The organism is Thiocystis violacea (assembly GCF_016583565.1).
Lineage (GTDB): Bacteria > Pseudomonadota > Gammaproteobacteria > Chromatiales > Chromatiaceae > Thiorhodococcus > Thiorhodococcus violaceus_A.
The window spans coordinates 1-16,062 of record NZ_NRRF01000085.1 but is presented as its reverse complement, the minus strand read 5'-3'; the positions used below and the strand labels follow the sequence as shown (position 1 = coordinate 16,062).

The window sequence follows — 16,062 nt, the reverse complement described above, 5'->3', positions numbered from 1 at the left end:
GTTGCTGCGTTACCCTCGCCCCGGTCCGCGCCTATTGCCAGCCAACAGGCGGAACACCCGCGCGGGCTCCTCAACTGGCCCTGCTATACTCCGGCCAACGCCCCGAATAAGGACAGTGCGCATGGCCACAACCTATGCCGAGATTCTTGATCTGCTCGGTGAGTTGATTGCCTCGCAGAAGGAGACCGACCGTAAGTTCCAGGAGACGGGTCGCCTGCTCCGTGAGCAGTCTCAGGAGACCGATCGCAAGTTTCAGGAAACCGATCGCAAGTTTCAGGAAACCGACCGTCGGTTTCAGGAAACCGACCGCAAATTTCAGGAAACCGATCGCAAGTTTCAGGAAACCAGCCGCCTGGTCGGCGATCTGGGCGGGCAGTGGGGCTTATTCGTCGAGAATCAGGTGGCGCCGGCGTGCGAGCGTCTCTTCACCGAGCGCGGGATTCCGGTGCAGATGGTCAGCCAACGGGTGAAGAAGCGTCTGGGCGGGGAAGTGTTAGAGGTCGATGTCATGGTCTTCAATTGCGGCCATCTGGTCGCGGTCGAGGTCAAGGCAAGTCTGAGCGCGGAGGACGTGCGGGCCTTTCTCGAGGATCTGCGGCGTTTTCGCGAGTTCTTTCCCGAATACGCCGACTGCCAGGTGCATGGGGCAGTGGCGGGAATCCGCATTGAGGACGGCGCGGACCGCTACGCCTACCGTCAGGGTCTGTTCGTTCTGGCGCAAACCGGCGACAGCGTGCGCATTCTCAACGACCTGCGCTTTCAGCCCAAGGTTTGGTAGCCGGTACGGTCATTTCCGGAAATCGCCTGAGATACTTGCCCCGCTTCATCCGCTGGCATCGCCTTGCCGCTCAACGGCGTCTCCCATCTCCGATCGCGTTCCGAGCAGAGGTGCAAATTTTCCGCCACATTGCTCCTCAGGCCGGCCGTGCCGAGGATCGGCGCGCGGCTGGCTTGCCAGTGTCTAGCGAGGCTTCGCCTCAGACCGACGAGTCATGCCATCGGGATCGCTATCGTCGGTTCGATACCGATACCAATACCAATACCGACGGCCCTGGATGGTCGGACGCTTCATCGAAATTTGACTCATCTGCAAGCATTTTGCGCCCTCAAGGATTTCGCGACGCTCGACCCAAGCCTGTGAAGGTGTAATTTTTACTGACACTTCGATGGCGCAATGCTTGGCGGACGGGCCTTGTCATGGAATGGAAGGATTCATCTCGACGCGCCCGGCGTGAGTCATGGTCACAACAGCTTCACCAAGGCTGCAATCGCGGCCACTTGGGCAAGCATTAGCGGCAACAACCAGCGCAGCAGATCGACCTTAATGCGTTCGATCTGGGTGGTCAGGTCGGCGCGCACCTGTTCGATCTCTTTTTGTAGTCGCAACTCGGATTCACGCGACTCGGCACGCCCCCGCTCGATGTCGATTTTCAACTCGGCGCGTATCTGCTCCACATCAGCACGCACCTGTGCAATTTCCTTCTGCAGTCGCAGTTCGGCTTCGCGCACATGCCCCTGAGTGGCCAGGTCCGGCAGATGGGGATAGCGCTCTTCCAGTTGCTCGAACGCCTCGGCGATGACCTTGGCGCGCGCGCGCTCGTCGGGGGCGGAGGCAAGCGCCTCGTAAAGGGCGATGGTTGACGATGACATCCAACAATCTCTCTTAGTGAGTCGGGACACGGCAAGGATAACGGGTAAGGATAGCAAGAGGGACCAGTATGGTCGGGTATCGCCTGACCTTGTTGCCGGCCTTCCAAATCTCGCCCAGAGCGGAATGCGTCGCTGTTGAGGCGTTACTCGATCTTCGAGTTTTCTTAGCTTGACATTTACAGAGACTAAAAAATCAACGCCTTAACGTGACAGGCAGCCTGGGTGCGACGACTGGCGCCTGAACGGATTCATCATTCCGTCATCTTTGCGGCACCGGACTGTCAACTTGAGTGCCTACCATAGGGGGAAGAGATATGACGTCAGGAGTCTTCGCTGCAATGACCATCGAGCACCGCTACTGTGCCCGCTATCCGATCGCGCTGGATGTCCACATCCAGTACCGCAAACGCCGTTTCTATGGCGCCAAGGGGACGAATCTGTCCACTCAAGGCATGTTTCTCGAAGTGCGCAACCTGACGTTGCCTACTGGGACGATGATCGAGCTGGAGCTGCACGCCCTGGGTCGGGATTGGCTCATCCCAGCCATCGTGATCCATCGCAGCCGCTCGGGCATCGGTGCGATGTTTCGCGACCCGCAGCCAGAGCTGTTTCTGGCCTTGCCGCAGCTTGCTCATCAACGTGCCCGGCAGCCCACTCGGATCGCGCGGGCTCATCCGCGACTTCAAGCCTAGCGACACCGCGTCTGCATCGCGCGTCCGTTCATCCCAGGGCGTTCAACCCCTGATCCGAAACCACCGGCGCTTGGCCGGTGGTTGTTTCGTTGCGGTGGTTCGTGCATCACCACAGGGCCGAGACAAGGCCGCAGGTCGCGGAGGTTTCAGGTCCGCGAAGGCCGCGGCGCCTTGTGGGCGCCCTCAGCCGCTGCTCAATTCCACTCGAAGAGCACCCACTGCGGTACCGCGGTGTTTCGGGGCGACCTGTCCTGCGCGTCGATCAGCCCATCCCCATTGAGATCGTACATGTAGTAGGGCGGGCCGATCTGCGGCTGTATGCGCACCATGTAGAGCACCCCACGCACGCGGTACTCGTAAATGAGGTTGTCGCCTTGCTCGGTGATAGTGATCTCCGGCTCCACGGATTCACCCGTGACCGGCGATGGCTGTACCGTCGGCGCCTGCAAGAACCCAGCAGCGCCGTCATCCGTTTCTTCTTGTGCGCTCACAGCCCCGAGCATGAGCCCCAGGACCATTGCGGGCAGGATTCTCTTGAGCACCCATTCACCATTGCGTGTCGAATAACAGATCCGAATATAACAGACCCGAATGTTAGTACGAACGCCCGCGGATTGCTCGTCCGAGAGACCTCGCTCAGGCATAATCTCCGGGTCGATTCGCTGTGCGACCGGCGGCTCCACGCGGAGTGCATCCGCCGCCCGACGCTGACGCCGCCGGAGGTTCGCGGCGGACACCTCGCCCGAGTCTCCCGACCTCAATGACCCGTCCTCAGGCCCAGTCGGTACGTTGTGGCCGCCCCCTATTCTCAGGATTCCCAATGCCCGAGCTCAATTCGCGACAGCGCGAGGCGGTGCGCTACACCGCTGGTCCCCTGCTCGTGCTGGCTGGGGCCGGCTCGGGCAAGACCCGCGTCATCACGCAGAAGATCGCCTATCTCATCGAAGACAAGGGTTTGCGCCCAGGCCACATCTGCGCGGTGACCTTCACCAACAAGGCCGCGCGCGAGATGCGCGAGCGCGTCAGTCAGCAGCTCAAGGGCGTCAAGACGCGCGGGCTGCGGATCTCGACCTTCCATACCCTCGGGCTCGACATCCTGCGACGCACGCCCGAGCAGGCAGGTCTGCGGACTGGCTTCTCGCTGCTCGACGCCCAGGATGCGGAGGCCCTGATCAAGGAGCACCTGCGCGGCACCGTCGAGGCGGACGCCATCAGCGCCTCCGCGGTTCAGCACCGCATCTCGCGCTGGAAGAACGATGTCATCGATCCTAGCACCGCCATGAGCCGGGCCGAAGACGACTTCGAGGCGCGTCTGGCTCAGCTCTATGCCGACTATGAGCGCAGCCTGCGCGCCTACAACGCGGTCGACTTCGACGACCTCATCCTGGCCCCCGCTCGCCTCTTCCAGTCGCGTCCGGCGCTGCTCGCGCAATGGCAAGACCGCCTGCGTTACCTTCTGGTCGACGAGTATCAGGACACCAACGGCGCTCAGTACGAGCTGGTGCGTCTGCTGACGGGTAACAGCGGCGCCATCACCGTCGTCGGCGACGACGACCAGTCCATCTACGCCTGGCGCGGGGCGCGGCCCGAGAACCTGGCGCGCTTGCAGGACGACTATCCGCAGCTCAAGGTCATCATGCTTGAGCAGAACTATCGCTCGACCGCGCGCATTCTCGGGCTCGCGAACAGCCTCATCGCCAACAACCCGCACGTCTTCGAGAAGCGCCTCTGGAGCGAGCATGGCCCGGGCGACATCCCGCGCGTCCTGCGCTGCGCGGACGAGGCCGGCGAGGCCGAGCGGGTCGCCTCCGAGATCCTGCATCTGCAGTTCGCGGAAAAGGTGCCCTTCGGCGACATTGCCGTCCTTTTTCGCGGCAACCACCAGGCGCGCCCCTTCGAGAAGGCGCTGCGCGAGCACAACATCCCCTACTTCCTGAGCGGTGGCACCTCCTTCTTCGCCCGCGCGGAGGTCAAGGACGCCATGGCCTACCTGCGTCTGCTCGCCAACCCGTCGGACGACGCCGCGTTCCTGCGCATCGTCAACACACCGCGCCGCGAGATCGGTCCCACGACGCTGGAGCGGCTCGCCGACTACAGCCGCGAGCGGGCGATGAGCCTGCTCGACGGCTGCCAGGATCCGGGGCTGGCCGAGCACCTGAACGCGCGCCAGCGCGACCGGCTTGGTGCCTTCGTCGATCTGATTCGAGAGCACAGGCGACACAGCGACACGGACCCGGCCGGCGGTGTGCGAGCCCTGATGGAGACCATCGACTACTATGCCTGGCTGCGCGAACATGCCTCCAGCCAACAGGTCGCGGAGCGTCGCTACGAGAACGTCAACGACCTGCTCGAATGGCTCGGCAAGCTCCACAGGGGCGACTTCCAGGGCAAGGGTCTCGCCGACATGGTCGGCCACCTCACCCTCATGGACGTGCTCGACCGCCAGGAAGAAGAGGCCGGCGGCGACCGCGTCCACCTCATGACACTGCACGCCGCCAAGGGCCTGGAGTTCCCGCAGGTCTTCCTCGTCGGCATGGAAGAAGAGCTGCTGCCCCACCGTAGCAGCATCGAAGAAGACACCATCGAGGAAGAGCGCCGTCTCGCCTATGTCGGCATCACCCGCGCGCGCCGCGCCCTGACCTTCACCCTCACACGGCGCCGGCGCCGTTATGGTGAGTGGATCCTGAGCGAACCGAGCCGTTTCCTCAAAGAGCTACCCCAGGACCAGCTCGACTGGGACGGCGAGCGCTCCGACACGCCAGAGACGCGCAAGGCGCGCGGCATGAGCCACCTGCACATGCTCAAGGGCATTCTGGATGCAAGCTGATGCGCTGGCGCTCACCAGCGGTTGACCGAGCCGAGCCGAGCCGAAGAGCCGAATCCCTCCTTTGACGAACAGGCCCGTAACAGCGATAATCCCCCAGCTAGGCCAACCGCCGCCGTCTCCTTCTCTGGAGATGAGCCAAACGGCCTCTCAGGCTTTTGAGGTCACGCCTCAAGACCACCCCAAGCGCCCGTAGCTCAGCTGGATAGAGTACTGCCCTCCGAAGGCAGGGGTCACAGGTTCGAATCCTGTCGGGCGCGCCAAACCATAGATCTCGCAAGCATGTAAAGCCTCAGATCGTTCTGGGGCTTTTGCTTTTGTGCGACTGTCATCACTGCGCTTGGCCGAGATCCTGAGTGCGGCACCTATCGAGGGCACAGCTCTGTCGGAACCGGCTAGGCCGGTTGGCGCTGGAGCCAATTCATCGGCATGACGCGGTCCCTCGATCTGGGTCGATGACCAGAGTCTGCGTCTTCTCAGGCGAGAAAACTGGCCTGGCTGAAGACGCTTGCTGGGCTCGATGATCCTTCAGGCCACCTTAGAGCGTCTCTCGCGGAGCAATATTTGAAAATCGAAAGGTTGCAGGATTAAAACCATCACAAGTTCTGGTGTTAGGCGAAACGATGATCGCCCCCCGATTCTTGAGCAGTCCTCTTCCTACAGCAAGACTCGTCGCTCCCTGCTCGGCGAAAACGGTGGGGCACAAACTCTGACACAGGTGACGAACTCGGACACATGATAGAGTGTAATCAGACTTCACTCGAAATGAGATTGCCTCTCCGGGATTTCATTGGGTAAGCACATACCGTCCAGAGCAAAGACTCGATTGATATTTTGGCCGTACACAGAAATCAAAAAAAGAGGCTGGGCGCGAGAAACCCAACCTACTGATTTTTAAATATTTACACGTATTGATAGCCGCATATCCAACGGTAACTCTTTGAACGTTGAATCGGCGTTGGCAGTTTCGGGCACTGGCTCCAGCGCAAGCAGCCACACAAACCGCCCTGCAAAATATTGATATTAAAAGAAAAACAGCCACATAAAATCCCGGAGAGCCATGAGATTACCATCCAGGGCAACGACTCTGGTTCAACTCCCCGGACCGATGCGCACACCGCCATGCGGAGCAGTTCCGACATCCTCAGGAGGATTCAGCCGCCATGCGATTGCTCAATTCCTTTGTCGGCCTCTTATTGCTGTTGGGCTCAGCTCACTTCGCCACCGCCACTGGATCCGCGGCGACCTCCGAAAGACTCGTCAACTGTCACGAAAAGGCCCGCGGCTTGGTTACCCGGACCCGTCCGGATGCCTGCAAAGGCCGGGTTGTGAGCGACGCGGAGGCGGCCTCGATCCGTCAACGGCGACAGGACTATGTCAAGGAGTCCCTCAGCGTGAACGTTAGCCCCAGCGTTTTCGGCAAGCGGATGGCCGGGGTTGGCGCGGGCTTCTTCGTCGATGACAAGGGGACGATTCTCACGAACGCGCATATCGTGAAGGGCTGTTCGACCTTGACCGTGTCGCCGCCTGGACAGAAGTCCCATCCGGCCCGCCTGGAAGAGATCAGCCTCTCGCTCGACCTGGCCTTGCTGGAGACGAACCTGCGGCCGAGTCGACACGCCGTCTTCGCGCCTCCGGATCGTCCCGTCTCCGGGGAGGTCGTTATCATCGGCTACCCCAGTCAGGGTGCCCCGCCGCAGATCCCGATCCTGACCAAGGGCACCCTACCCAAAACCGGATCCAAACCAACCGCGGCGCAGCCGCTGCCATTGAAGGCGGCGGTCCGCCCCGGCAACAGCGGTGGCCCAGTACTCGACGCCTCCGGGCATGTCATTGGCGTCGTCTTTGCCGCTATTGACACTCAGCGCGTTTATCAGCAGACGGGGCAACTCGCGCAGGATATCGGCATGGCCATTCCCAACGGTATCTCGCTGCCGTTTCTGAAACGCAACGGCATCCAACCCACGATCTCCGACTCGCCGAAGGTGTCGACGGATCTCCTGAACGCGGCGAAGCGTTATCTCGCGCGGGTAGAGTGCTGGCTATAAATGCCATACCATCTGTCAGTCGCTCCTGGCATCGTTCGCCCAACAGCCCCTGGAATGCCGCAGACACCGCTACTCGCCAGTCTATCGCGCGCGCAACGCCATCCCTTCCTCATCGTTGACGCAGATTGCCGGATCCGTCTCGTCAATCGGGCGCTGGAGACGTCTTTCGGTCTTCGAAGCGCGGATTTGTCCGATTGCCCCTGCTGCCGACTCGACGTCACACCCCAAACGGATTGCCGGCATCGACGCTTCTTCCGCGATCTTGAGCCCTACAGCGAGACTCAGGCGCTCATTCTGCCCAATGGCGAGACTTGCCGCGCCCAGATCCAGGGATTCCCGGTACTAGACGAGGAGAGCCGGATCTACCTTGGCGAATCATTGCGCCTGCTCACGTCGCCGCCCAGCAAGTCGGTGATCGTAGGATCGTCGGCCACAACCCAAACCTTCAAGAAGGCACTCGCTCAATCAGCCGCAACCGATACGTCGGTTCTCCTCCACGGCGAGACCGGAGCGGGCAAGGAACTCGCCGCCGAGTACGTCCATCGGCATTCGCCGCGTGCCGCTGGCCCCTTCGTCATCGTCGACTGCACGGTCCTGAGCGAGGAACTGGTCGAAAGCGAGCTCTTCGGGCACGTCAAGGGCGCCTTTACAGGCGCCCTGAGCAATAAGATCGGCCTGCTTGAGCTTGCGGACAAGGGCACCTTGTTCCTGGACGAAATCGGCGATCTTCCGCTCTCGCAACAGCCAAAGTTGCTCCGCGCCCTGGAGACCGGTCACTTCCGACCGGTCGGGGCGACCAAGACACGGCGCACCGACGTGCGCGTCGTCAGCGCCAGCCATCAGGATCTCGCGGCCTTGGTGCAACGTGGACAGTTCCGCCAAGACCTCTTTTATCGCATCGCCGTCTTTCCCATCACGATTCCGCCCCTGCGCGCTCGCCGCGAGGACATACCGGAACTCGTGGAAACGATCTTGCTAGAGATCTCAGCGACCTCGGGCAAGCGTTATCGCATCCACAAGAACGCCATGCGCAAGCTGCTTCAGTATGACTACCCCGGAAACATCCGTGAATTGCGTAACATCATCCATCTGAGCACCGCCATGACCTCGGACCAGGAGATCACTGCTGAAGCAATCCGCCTGCCCGACCCGGGAGCCTTACGCATATCCAGCTGTCCCGCCGTCGAGCACCGCCACATGGATCCGCATCTCGTCGAAACACTGACCCCCATCGAGTCGATGGAGGCCAGTTACATTCTGGATCTGCTACGCCAAAACCATGGTCGGCGCAAAGATGTTGCAGAGCGACTAGCGATCAGCGAGCGGACACTCTACCGCAAGCTGAAACGTTACCGGCTGAACACCACAGACGAATCGGCCAACAATGGCTAGCGAGTCGATGACGATCGGTCTCGTCCCGCGCCTGGCGCAGTGGAATCTGAACAATTCCGCCGTGTGCCTGGACGCCCAGCGGCCGCCCGATGACATCCGCGAGCTCATCCGCGCGCACGACGACCTGCCTCCCCTGCCAGAGATCGCGCGCCGCCTGCTGCGTTTCCGCGACGATTCCAGCGCCAGCGCCGCGGGCCTCGCCGCGATCGTGGAACTGGACCCACTGCTCGCCGGCCAAATGCTGCGTTGGGCCAACTCAGCCTACTATGGACTGCGTGTACCTACGGAAAGCGTCCGCGATGCCATCGTGCGCTCCCTGGGTTTCAATGCTGCCCTGGCCTTAGCGCTCGCCCTCGCCGCGTTGAGTCCACTCAAGACACCCAAACAGGGTAGCATCGGTCGCGATCGGGTTTGGCGCCATGGCCTGCAGTGCGGGCGACTGATGAGTGAACTCGCCAAGCATCTTCCACCCGGCGCGCGAACGCCATCGGAACAGATCCCACTCGCTGGCCTGATGCAGAACATCGGCTATCTGTTACTCGGCCATTTGCTGCCTGATTCGTTCCGTTTCCTCAGCCGCTTGATCGAGCAGAATGCGAGCCTGACTCAGCCTGTCATCGACCGTTTCGCGCTCGGTCTCGAACACGCGCAACTCGGCCAGTGGCTGCTCAAGGTCTGGGAGATGCCACCGGCCCTGTGTGCCGTGGTCCGCCATCATCACAATCCGGGGTACGAAGGCGATCACGCCTCCCTTGTCCTGCTGACCTGCCTGGCCGATAGCCTACTCGACGAGACACCCTGGGGGCTTGGCGCCTGTTCCATCGAGGTCGCAGCGCGCACCCCACTGATCGCGCGCCTGGGTCTCGACCAAGAGACATGTGCAATGGCGTTGGAAAAAATCCGGACACCCGAGGAATGATCAAGAAATCCCGACGACGGTTCGAAAACGCTTAAACGCGCCCCCCGAACCCCTCTAGCCGGCTGGAAGAAGGGACGCGAAAATCCAAAAGGGTCAAATCGCCCCCTTTCCGAACAGCACCACCTCTACTGTCTGGAGCAATATCAGAAAATCCAAGAAGGTGCTGTGATTCTTCACGTAATAGAGGTCATATTCGAGCTTCCGCAGGGCATCCTCCTCGGAGCTGCCGTAAGCGTAGCGAAGCTGAGCCCATCCGGTAACACCCGGCTTGACACGACTACGCGCAGCATAGAACAGGTTCTTCCGAGCGAGTTCCTCCACAAACTCGGGCCGCTCGGGTCGCGGCCCAACGAAGCTCATCTCCCCCCTCAAGACATTGAGGATCTGCGGCAATTCGTCGATGCGCGCCTTGCGAATGAAGGCGCCGACGCCGGTAATGCGCGGATCTCCCTTGATGGCCCAGCGCGCCTTGCCATCGGCCTCTGCATCCACGCACATGCTGCGGAATTTCAAGACCTCGAATGGAAGCCCCCTGGCCCCGATCCGCGTCTGTCGATAGAAGACCGGATCACGGAAGCGGCTCTCTACGGCGATCGCAAAGGCCGTAAGCACCATGATCGGGCCAAAAAGCACAAGGAAAAGCAAGGCGACCGAGACGTCCATCAATCGCTTGATAGCAAGCGTTATTGCTCCCTGCCTGAATCCATCCGCATGCACGAGCCAACTCGGCGTTAGCAAGTCTAACTTGACCAGACCCAACTCGCGCTCGAAGAAGGATTGCGGCTCAAGCACGTAAATCCCCGACATCCTGCAATCAAGGAACTCCTCCATCGGCAAGGATCCACGCCTGTCCTTGACCGCAACGAGGATCTCATTCGCCTCGCGCGCCACTGCGATGTCCAGCAACGGTCGATCATGCCGAACCACCAGTTCGGGAGGGATCATGACCGGCATCTCATCCGAAGCGGGAATGACACCCACGACCACGACTTCCATTGAATCGTCGCGGATAATCTCGTCGACCAGGCTCGAAGCGCCAAAGATCAGCACTCGACGTCGGAAAAAACCCGGCTTGGCATAGTAAAGAGCGGCACGAAGCCCGGAAATCGCGATGAACGCCAGGACCACCGTCAGCGCCAGAATGCTACGCCAGAGGTCCAAACCTGGAAACAGGAAGGCGAGCACGGCCAACGCCGCGGAGCCAAGCGCCAATGCAACGACCACCCGGATCAGCACGCCACTGAATCCCTCGCGCGCACTGCCCTCGTACAGCCCCATGGCCGCCATCGATAACACGAAAACCAGCGCGACGGTAATGGCGTAACCGATCAGCGCGACCGGCCCGAATGCCGAAACATCATCGATCATCCACCATCGCAGACGGTGACCAACGAAAAAGGCAAGACCAAACAACAGCGCCTCCACCGCGACCAAGAGCAGCAATGGGAGACGCATGTAGTGCCCGAAGATGCGAATTGTATACATCCAATCGCCTATCCGTTCTTGAACTGCATCCAGAATGAAAAACGTTGTCCTGCGATTCCCCTGAAGACTTGAGGCCGCTAAGAACGAGCAGAACAGAGGGTTGACGGAGAGTCCTTCTTGTCACCTCCACCGCAGGCCTGTCTCCAGCTTTGGTACACAGCTTGTCACAGTCAGACCGGCACAAGCCGTGAAGGGCGTCATGGTTTCGTGATCGACGACGTACAAAGCGCCAGCCAGTTCGCCGACCTCGTCACCAGGCACGACCCCCACCCAGCCACCCGATCACGCCCCCATAAGGGACAAACTTCGTCTTATCGGACCACGCAATCAGGGCGAGGGATTCACCACCGAATCTCGATGAATTTGCAGCCCCGGCGATGCTTATCAACAATCGCGTTGACGTCATGATCGAAATACGAACGATCCGCCAGAGCCAGCAGCATCCTGAATCACATCCGCTTCAGTTCCTCGGGACCCAGCACGACACGCTTGGGAACGCCACGCACTCTTAACCAGCCTTTATACACGAGATGGCGGACCAGTAGCCAGGGCGGCATCCGCACCCAATGTGCCCGCGCATACAGCAGCCAACGCGCCAGGGCCGCGCGCCGCGTTGGATGATCCGGATGACCGGGGAGGATCGCCAAGGGCAGCAGCCGATCCATCAATACCCCGACCAGCCAAGGTGGCGCCCAGCGCGACGCGGCTAGGAGCACCGAATCGGGCACCTCAAGTGCCAGCAGACGACGTGCGAAACGCAGACCATAATACAGCGGACGCCCCAATCCCAGTTGTTCCGCCCGAGGCACTAGCCCATCCCAAAAGCCCGGTTCGTGTCCAAAATGACGGAGCAGATCGGCCACATCGACCAGGTCGCGCAGCCGCAGTCCCTCTTGCGGATCCCCCTCCAGCAGGAGATGAACCAGTGCGTGGAGAACCATGTCGTGGGCCCCCAGCACCCGCGCCCGCGACCCTGCAACTGGACGAGTCCGTTCGAATAAGGGCGCGGGATCGAAATCGAAACGGCTGGTACGCGGTAGAATCCGGTGGTGGATGTCGATCTCGTTCTCGCGCTCGCGGTGGCGCAGCGGCGGGATCTCATGCATCCAGACTCGATAGTAACGGTCGTCGTAGGGGCTAATGGGCAACTTGATCCAGCCGCGCTCAAGCAGACGCGACTCCACCGCCTCAATGTCGGCATGCGGCACCAGAAGATCCAGGTCCGCGAAGAAACGACCAGACGCCGCAGGCAGATCAGCCAGGACATAGGCCACGCCCTTGAGCGCGACGATGGGGACGTCCAACCCCTCCAACGCCCAGAGGACGCGATTCAACTCCCAGGTCAGGAGCGTATGCCGATGCTGGACCAGATTCCGGGCCGAGCGCAGATGATTCGCGGCACGCTCCGGCACGGCGTCTAGCGCGCCCAGCACCGCGAGTTGCGCCTCCAGCCGCCCCAAAAGACGCGTACGTCGGGCGACGCGCAAGAGCAAGTCCCAATCTGTGGGTGGCAGACCCGGCAACGACTCCGGCGTGCGCAGCGCGACCAGCAGCAAGGCGTTCGCCCGCTCCCTCTGGCGCGCCGACTCAGTCATCTGCTGTCCGGGTGAGTTCATCCAGCGCCCTGATTGCTTGGTCAAGATCCGAATAGACCAGCGAATAGCAGTCACAGGCATCAACCATCCGCCCGACCAATTCGAACGATGTTTGACCTAGCACCTCATAATTGAAGGCATTGGTCGCCACCATCAGAAATGCCTCGGATTTGAGCATCGGTTCCAGACGCAACGGCGAGCCCGCCACCCAGCGCGGGAAGACGAACCAACCGGGTCGCGCGGTTTCATGCATCCGCTCAACGCTCTCGGTCGGCGGACGGACATGGGCGATGGTGCCCTTGCGTGTCCCATAAAAGGACGGGCCGATATGAGCGCTCGGCGCAAAGGACCGAATGACCTCAATGGACTCGTTCTTGAGTGGGATGAGTCGAGGCAGTGGTAACAAGGCCCCATCTTCCGGGCGCACCAAGCCAAACTCATCGCATAGCAAGCGCCAGTCGGAATGGATCAAGGCAGCGCAGAGTGTCGACTTGCCATGACCTGGCCAGGCCGGGAGGATGATTGCGCGACCGTTGCGTTCGACGACCGCAGCATGCAGCATCAACAAGTGATGAGAGCGCTGCGCGATGCACCAGTTAAGACCCCATTCGAGCATGGGGAGATGATGATGCGCGGGAAGCGGCGGGAAAGGCGTGCGGCCGTCAACGAAAATTCGAACGACGGGGCGGAACCAGCGCCGAGGAACCGAATTGTTCGTCGCTTGGATGTGGAAGTCTCGGACAGCTGCCCCCTCCGCCAGAGGGTAGTCGCGCCAGAGTTCATAGACAAGCAGAGCTAAATCCGGGCAATCGAGCTGAAGGTGGAACACAAATGGGCCGATTTGAAGATCGACGCCTGAGGGGCTGCTCAGGCGCTGAGAGGCTAAATCGTAGCCCAGAGCGGAAATCGTCATGCGTCAGACAGAACTGGACAAGATACAAGGATCCCCAGTTCGACGAAGCGGTCAAGGAACGAGGACAAATCAGCAGCCAAGGTCTCTGAGTTGGAGACTTCGTCAACACTCGTGATACACGCCAGCAGATTCTCAAAGGATAGCGGAGACGAGGTCAGGTGATCCAAAATCTGCGCGCCAGTAGCGTTGAGGAAATGAGTTTCACCAGAGTCCAAGCAGTAGACCAAGCGCTCGTTTTCCCACGCCAGATCCACTAGAGAAGACTGCGCGACCTGGAAGCGTGCCTGGCGATAAGTCATCAGATCAGACGTCTGAATCCCGCGTTGGTCATCAAATGCCACACGAGTTGAACGCGGCGAGTGAATACAGAGCATTAGCAGCGCACATCGGATTACCTTGATCATCAAGCAATGGATTACCTTGATCATTAAGCAATGGGTCCAAACACACCTTATCTGTCTCAATTTTTGCAGGAGCAGAATTCAAAGCCTTAGCAGTGCAATCACTTGTTGCTGCTAACGCACTCCCGCTCCGTAGAGTCAAAACCACTGGAGCCGCCACCGCTGCTCCCTTGATCAGGCGACGCCGAGTCGTTCCTAAACGGTGCTCCGCAGCGCTCATATCGCGCTCTGTCGTTTGGTCGGGTGAGTGATTGTTCATTCTTACCTGCCTTCGTATAGATTGAGGTCGCTAGTCGTGAGAAGCGGCTCCCATCGCCAGCCCCAGCAAAAAGATTCCTAGAGTGTGTTCTATGATAGCCTAATCTAGTCGGGACTCTAGGGGGAAACATAGCGTGACTCACTCTAGCGCCCCGCCAACGACCTGACGCACATGACAAAACCTGCCAAACCTGTCAGTCACGACACCGATCGCCCCACACCCAGACAGCACTCGATGCGCATCCTGCACATTTTGGACCACTCACTCCCGCTGCACTCCGGCTACAGCTTCCGCACGGCCAACTTGCTACGCGAACAGCTGCGGCGCGGCTGGGAAACCCATCAACTGACCGGTCCGCGCCAGACCGACTGCCGAGCGTCAGAGGAAGAATCCGAAGGCTTGCGCTTTCATCGCACCCAAGCGCCAGACGGCCCTGGGGCGCGCCACCCACTGATCGGCCCATGGCTGGAAACGCGCCAGACCGAAAGTCGCCTGCTGGAACTCGCCACCCGCCTGAAACCCGACATCCTGCACGCCCACTCGCCCGTACTCGATGCGCTTCCCGCATTGCGCGTCTCCCGCCGTCTCGGCATCCCGCTCGTCTACGAGATCCGCGCCTTCTGGGAGGACGCCGCCGTCGATCACGGCACGACACGTGACGGCAGCCTGCGCTACCGCGCCACCCGCTCGATCGAGACCTGGGTGATGAAACAGGTCGACCACCTCTTCACCATCTGCGAAGGGCTGCGTCGCGACATCGTCTCGCGTGGTATCCCTCCTGAAAAGGTCACCGTCATTCCAAATGCAGTCGATATCGAACGCTTCCAACTGGCCAATCCGCCCGATCAGGCACTCAAGCACCGACTCGGGCTCGAGAACGAGCGTGTCATCGGCTTCATCGGCTCATTCTACGCCTACGAGGGCCTGGATCTCCTGCTCGACGCCCTCCCCCAACTGCTCCAGACACACCCTGATCTGCGCATCCTCCTGGTCGGCGGCGGCCCCCAAGAGTCCAACCTCAAGGCCCAGGCTCAGCGGCTCGGCATCGCCAACAAGGTCGTCTTCACCGGGCGGGTTCCCCATGCCGAGGTCAGCCGCTACTACGACCTCATCGACCTGCTCGTCTACCCCCGTCACTCGATGCGCCTGACCGAACTCGTCACCCCGCTCAAACCGCTGGAGGCCATGGCCCAAGGGCGTCTGCTCGTTGCCTCCGACGTTGGCGGACACCGCGAACTGATCCGCGATGGCGAGACCGGTCAACTCTTCGCCGCCGGTGACGTTGAGGCCTTGACCCAAAGCATCTGCAATCTGCTCGCACGCGAATCGGACTGGCCCGCCATGCGCCAGGCCGGACGCCGCTTCGTCGAGCAAGAGCGAAATTGGCGGCATAGTGTCGACAACTACGCCGAGCCCTACGCTCACCTGGTACAGGAACGAAAACTGCCATAGGGCAATCGCATCATGTTTTTCTAGGCTCGATCCTGGATCGAACCCGCGCAACCCTATCAAGATCAACCGTCTGTCGCTCGAACTCTGTGAATGTTCCGGCACCAACCTATTCGCCGAACTCGAAAGGACGCCGAGCAAGCCTGACATGACCGGCAAGAGGCAGCCGGGCGTCGATCATCGGACCGTCCAGCCGGTTGAGTCGACACCGCGCATCCTTTCCGGCAAAGCGACGTGGGAGCGGCGCCCCGCCGCGATCGCGCGCCCGTCGCGGCGGGGCGCCGCTCCCACCGAGACTGCACGGTTGGACCGGGTGGCCGCGGGTGCTTACGCACCCGCGGCTCCCACAGATCCGGACGTGCGGGACTACCGCATCCGGCTCCTCGATTGAGCGCTCGCTGCACAACACATGTCGCACACCCGTTGGACCCTGAA

General features: G+C 60.9%; 13 protein-coding genes and 1 tRNA gene. 8 read left to right on the top strand and 6 right to left on the bottom strand.

What is annotated here, in order from left to right; genetic code table 11:
- The first annotated feature begins 121 nt into the window (after positions 1-121).
- Complete coding sequence (locus CKO23_RS21325) at positions 122-778, top strand: DUF3782 domain-containing protein (protein WP_242482621.1); 657 nt, start codon at positions 122-124, stop codon at positions 776-778.
- 464 nt (positions 779-1,242) lie between these two features.
- Here CKO23_RS21325 and CKO23_RS21320 read toward each other — a convergent pair whose 3' ends face one another.
- Positions 1,243-1,650, bottom strand: coding sequence for a DUF1640 domain-containing protein (locus CKO23_RS21320; RefSeq protein WP_200334768.1), 408 nt, complete (start codon positions 1,648-1,650; stop codon positions 1,243-1,245).
- Positions 1,651-1,988: 338 nt separating this feature from the next.
- Between CKO23_RS21320 and CKO23_RS21315 the strand changes: the two genes are divergently transcribed.
- Entirely contained in the window at positions 1,989-2,342 is a 354-nt protein-coding gene (locus tag CKO23_RS21315) for a PilZ domain-containing protein (protein ID WP_200334766.1), read from the top strand.
- Positions 2,343-2,536: 194 nt separating this feature from the next.
- Here the strand turns inward: CKO23_RS21315 and CKO23_RS21310 are convergent, their stop codons facing one another.
- Positions 2,537-2,884 (bottom strand): DUF2782 domain-containing protein, encoded by a 348-nt coding sequence (locus tag CKO23_RS21310; protein ID WP_346014656.1) that lies wholly within the window; start codon positions 2,882-2,884, stop codon positions 2,537-2,539.
- A gap of 278 nt (positions 2,885-3,162) precedes the next feature.
- On the opposite strand from CKO23_RS21310, the gene CKO23_RS21305 reads away from it, so the two are divergent.
- From CKO23_RS21305 to CKO23_RS21285, 5 genes are all read left to right on the top strand, one after another.
- A complete protein-coding gene (locus CKO23_RS21305; RefSeq protein ID WP_200334764.1) occupies positions 3,163-5,169 on the top strand; it encodes a UvrD-helicase domain-containing protein in 2,007 nt (668 codons plus the stop codon).
- A gap of 183 nt (positions 5,170-5,352) precedes the next feature.
- Positions 5,353-5,429: transfer RNA gene (locus CKO23_RS21300), tRNA-Arg, on the top strand.
- 1,131 nt (positions 5,430-6,560) lie between these two features.
- The gene (locus tag CKO23_RS21295) at positions 6,561-7,214 is read left to right on the top strand and encodes a trypsin-like peptidase domain-containing protein (protein ID WP_200334756.1); all 654 of its coding nucleotides are present in this window, start codon (positions 6,561-6,563) and stop codon (positions 7,212-7,214) included.
- Between the two features lie 54 nt (positions 7,215-7,268).
- Positions 7,269-8,606: a sigma-54 interaction domain-containing protein gene (locus tag CKO23_RS21290; RefSeq protein ID WP_200334755.1), complete on the top strand. Its 1,338-nt coding sequence runs from the start codon at positions 7,269-7,271 to the stop codon at positions 8,604-8,606.
- Positions 8,599-9,525 carry an HDOD domain-containing protein gene (locus CKO23_RS21285; RefSeq protein WP_200334753.1) on the top strand — a complete coding sequence of 309 codons (927 nt, stop codon included), beginning with the start codon at positions 8,599-8,601 and terminating at the stop codon, positions 9,523-9,525. Before CKO23_RS21290 ends, CKO23_RS21285 begins: the two co-directional genes overlap by 8 nt.
- Before the next feature lie 93 nt (positions 9,526-9,618).
- On the opposite strand, the gene CKO23_RS21280 is transcribed toward CKO23_RS21285, so the two are convergent.
- The 4 genes from CKO23_RS21280 to CKO23_RS21265 all read right to left on the bottom strand — a co-directional run bounded on the left by CKO23_RS21280 (position 9,619) and on the right by CKO23_RS21265 (position 13,946).
- The gene (locus tag CKO23_RS21280) at positions 9,619-11,010 is read right to left on the bottom strand and encodes a TIGR03013 family XrtA/PEP-CTERM system glycosyltransferase (RefSeq protein ID WP_200334751.1); all 1,392 of its coding nucleotides are present in this window, start codon (positions 11,008-11,010) and stop codon (positions 9,619-9,621) included.
- Positions 11,011-11,459: 449 nt separating this feature from the next.
- Complete coding sequence (locus CKO23_RS21275; RefSeq protein ID WP_200334742.1) at positions 11,460-12,605, bottom strand: nucleotidyltransferase domain-containing protein; 1,146 nt, start codon at positions 12,603-12,605, stop codon at positions 11,460-11,462.
- A complete protein-coding gene (locus tag CKO23_RS21270) occupies positions 12,598-13,518 on the bottom strand; it encodes an HprK-related kinase A (RefSeq protein WP_200334740.1) in 921 nt (306 codons plus the stop codon). The genes CKO23_RS21275 and CKO23_RS21270 overlap by 8 nt, the downstream gene beginning before the upstream one ends.
- On the bottom strand, positions 13,515-13,946 hold the full coding sequence (locus CKO23_RS21265; protein WP_200334738.1) for an HPr-rel-A system PqqD family peptide chaperone: 432 nt from the start codon (positions 13,944-13,946) through the stop codon (positions 13,515-13,517). Before CKO23_RS21265 ends, CKO23_RS21270 begins: the two co-directional genes overlap by 4 nt.
- Positions 13,947-14,412: 466 nt before the next feature.
- Here CKO23_RS21265 and CKO23_RS21260 point away from each other — a divergent pair, with 466 nt between their 5' ends.
- Positions 14,413-15,630, top strand: a complete 1,218-nt coding sequence (locus tag CKO23_RS21260) for a TIGR04063 family PEP-CTERM/XrtA system glycosyltransferase (protein ID WP_200334774.1) — start codon at positions 14,413-14,415, stop codon at positions 15,628-15,630.
- Positions 15,631-16,062: the final 432 nt, after the last annotated feature.

What these genes read in the sequence shown, in the direction of transcription:
- CKO23_RS21325 (WP_242482621.1), top strand. Translation starts at nt 122, where the DNA reads ATGGCCACAACCTATGCCGAGATTCTTGATCTGCTCGGTGAGTTGATT.
- CKO23_RS21320 (WP_200334768.1), bottom strand. Translation starts at nt 1,650, where the DNA reads ATGTCATCGTCAACCATCGCCCTTTACGAGGCGCTTGCCTCCGCCCCC.
- CKO23_RS21315 (WP_200334766.1), top strand. Translation starts at nt 1,989, where the DNA reads ATGACCATCGAGCACCGCTACTGTGCCCGCTATCCGATCGCGCTGGAT.
- CKO23_RS21305 (WP_200334764.1), top strand. Translation starts at nt 3,163, where the DNA reads ATGCCCGAGCTCAATTCGCGACAGCGCGAGGCGGTGCGCTACACCGCT.
- CKO23_RS21290 (WP_200334755.1), top strand. Translation starts at nt 7,269, where the DNA reads ATGCCGCAGACACCGCTACTCGCCAGTCTATCGCGCGCGCAACGCCAT.
- CKO23_RS21285 (WP_200334753.1), top strand. Translation starts at nt 8,599, where the DNA reads ATGGCTAGCGAGTCGATGACGATCGGTCTCGTCCCGCGCCTGGCGCAG.
- CKO23_RS21280 (WP_200334751.1), bottom strand. Translation starts at nt 11,010, where the DNA reads ATGTATACAATTCGCATCTTCGGGCACTACATGCGTCTCCCATTGCTG.
- CKO23_RS21275 (WP_200334742.1), bottom strand. Translation starts at nt 12,605, where the DNA reads ATGACTGAGTCGGCGCGCCAGAGGGAGCGGGCGAACGCCTTGCTGCTG.
- CKO23_RS21270 (WP_200334740.1), bottom strand. Translation starts at nt 13,518, where the DNA reads ATGACGATTTCCGCTCTGGGCTACGATTTAGCCTCTCAGCGCCTGAGC.
- CKO23_RS21265 (WP_200334738.1), bottom strand. Translation starts at nt 13,946, where the DNA reads ATGATCAAGGTAATCCATTGCTTGATGATCAAGGTAATCCGATGTGCG.
- CKO23_RS21260 (WP_200334774.1), top strand. Translation starts at nt 14,413, where the DNA reads ATGCGCATCCTGCACATTTTGGACCACTCACTCCCGCTGCACTCCGGC.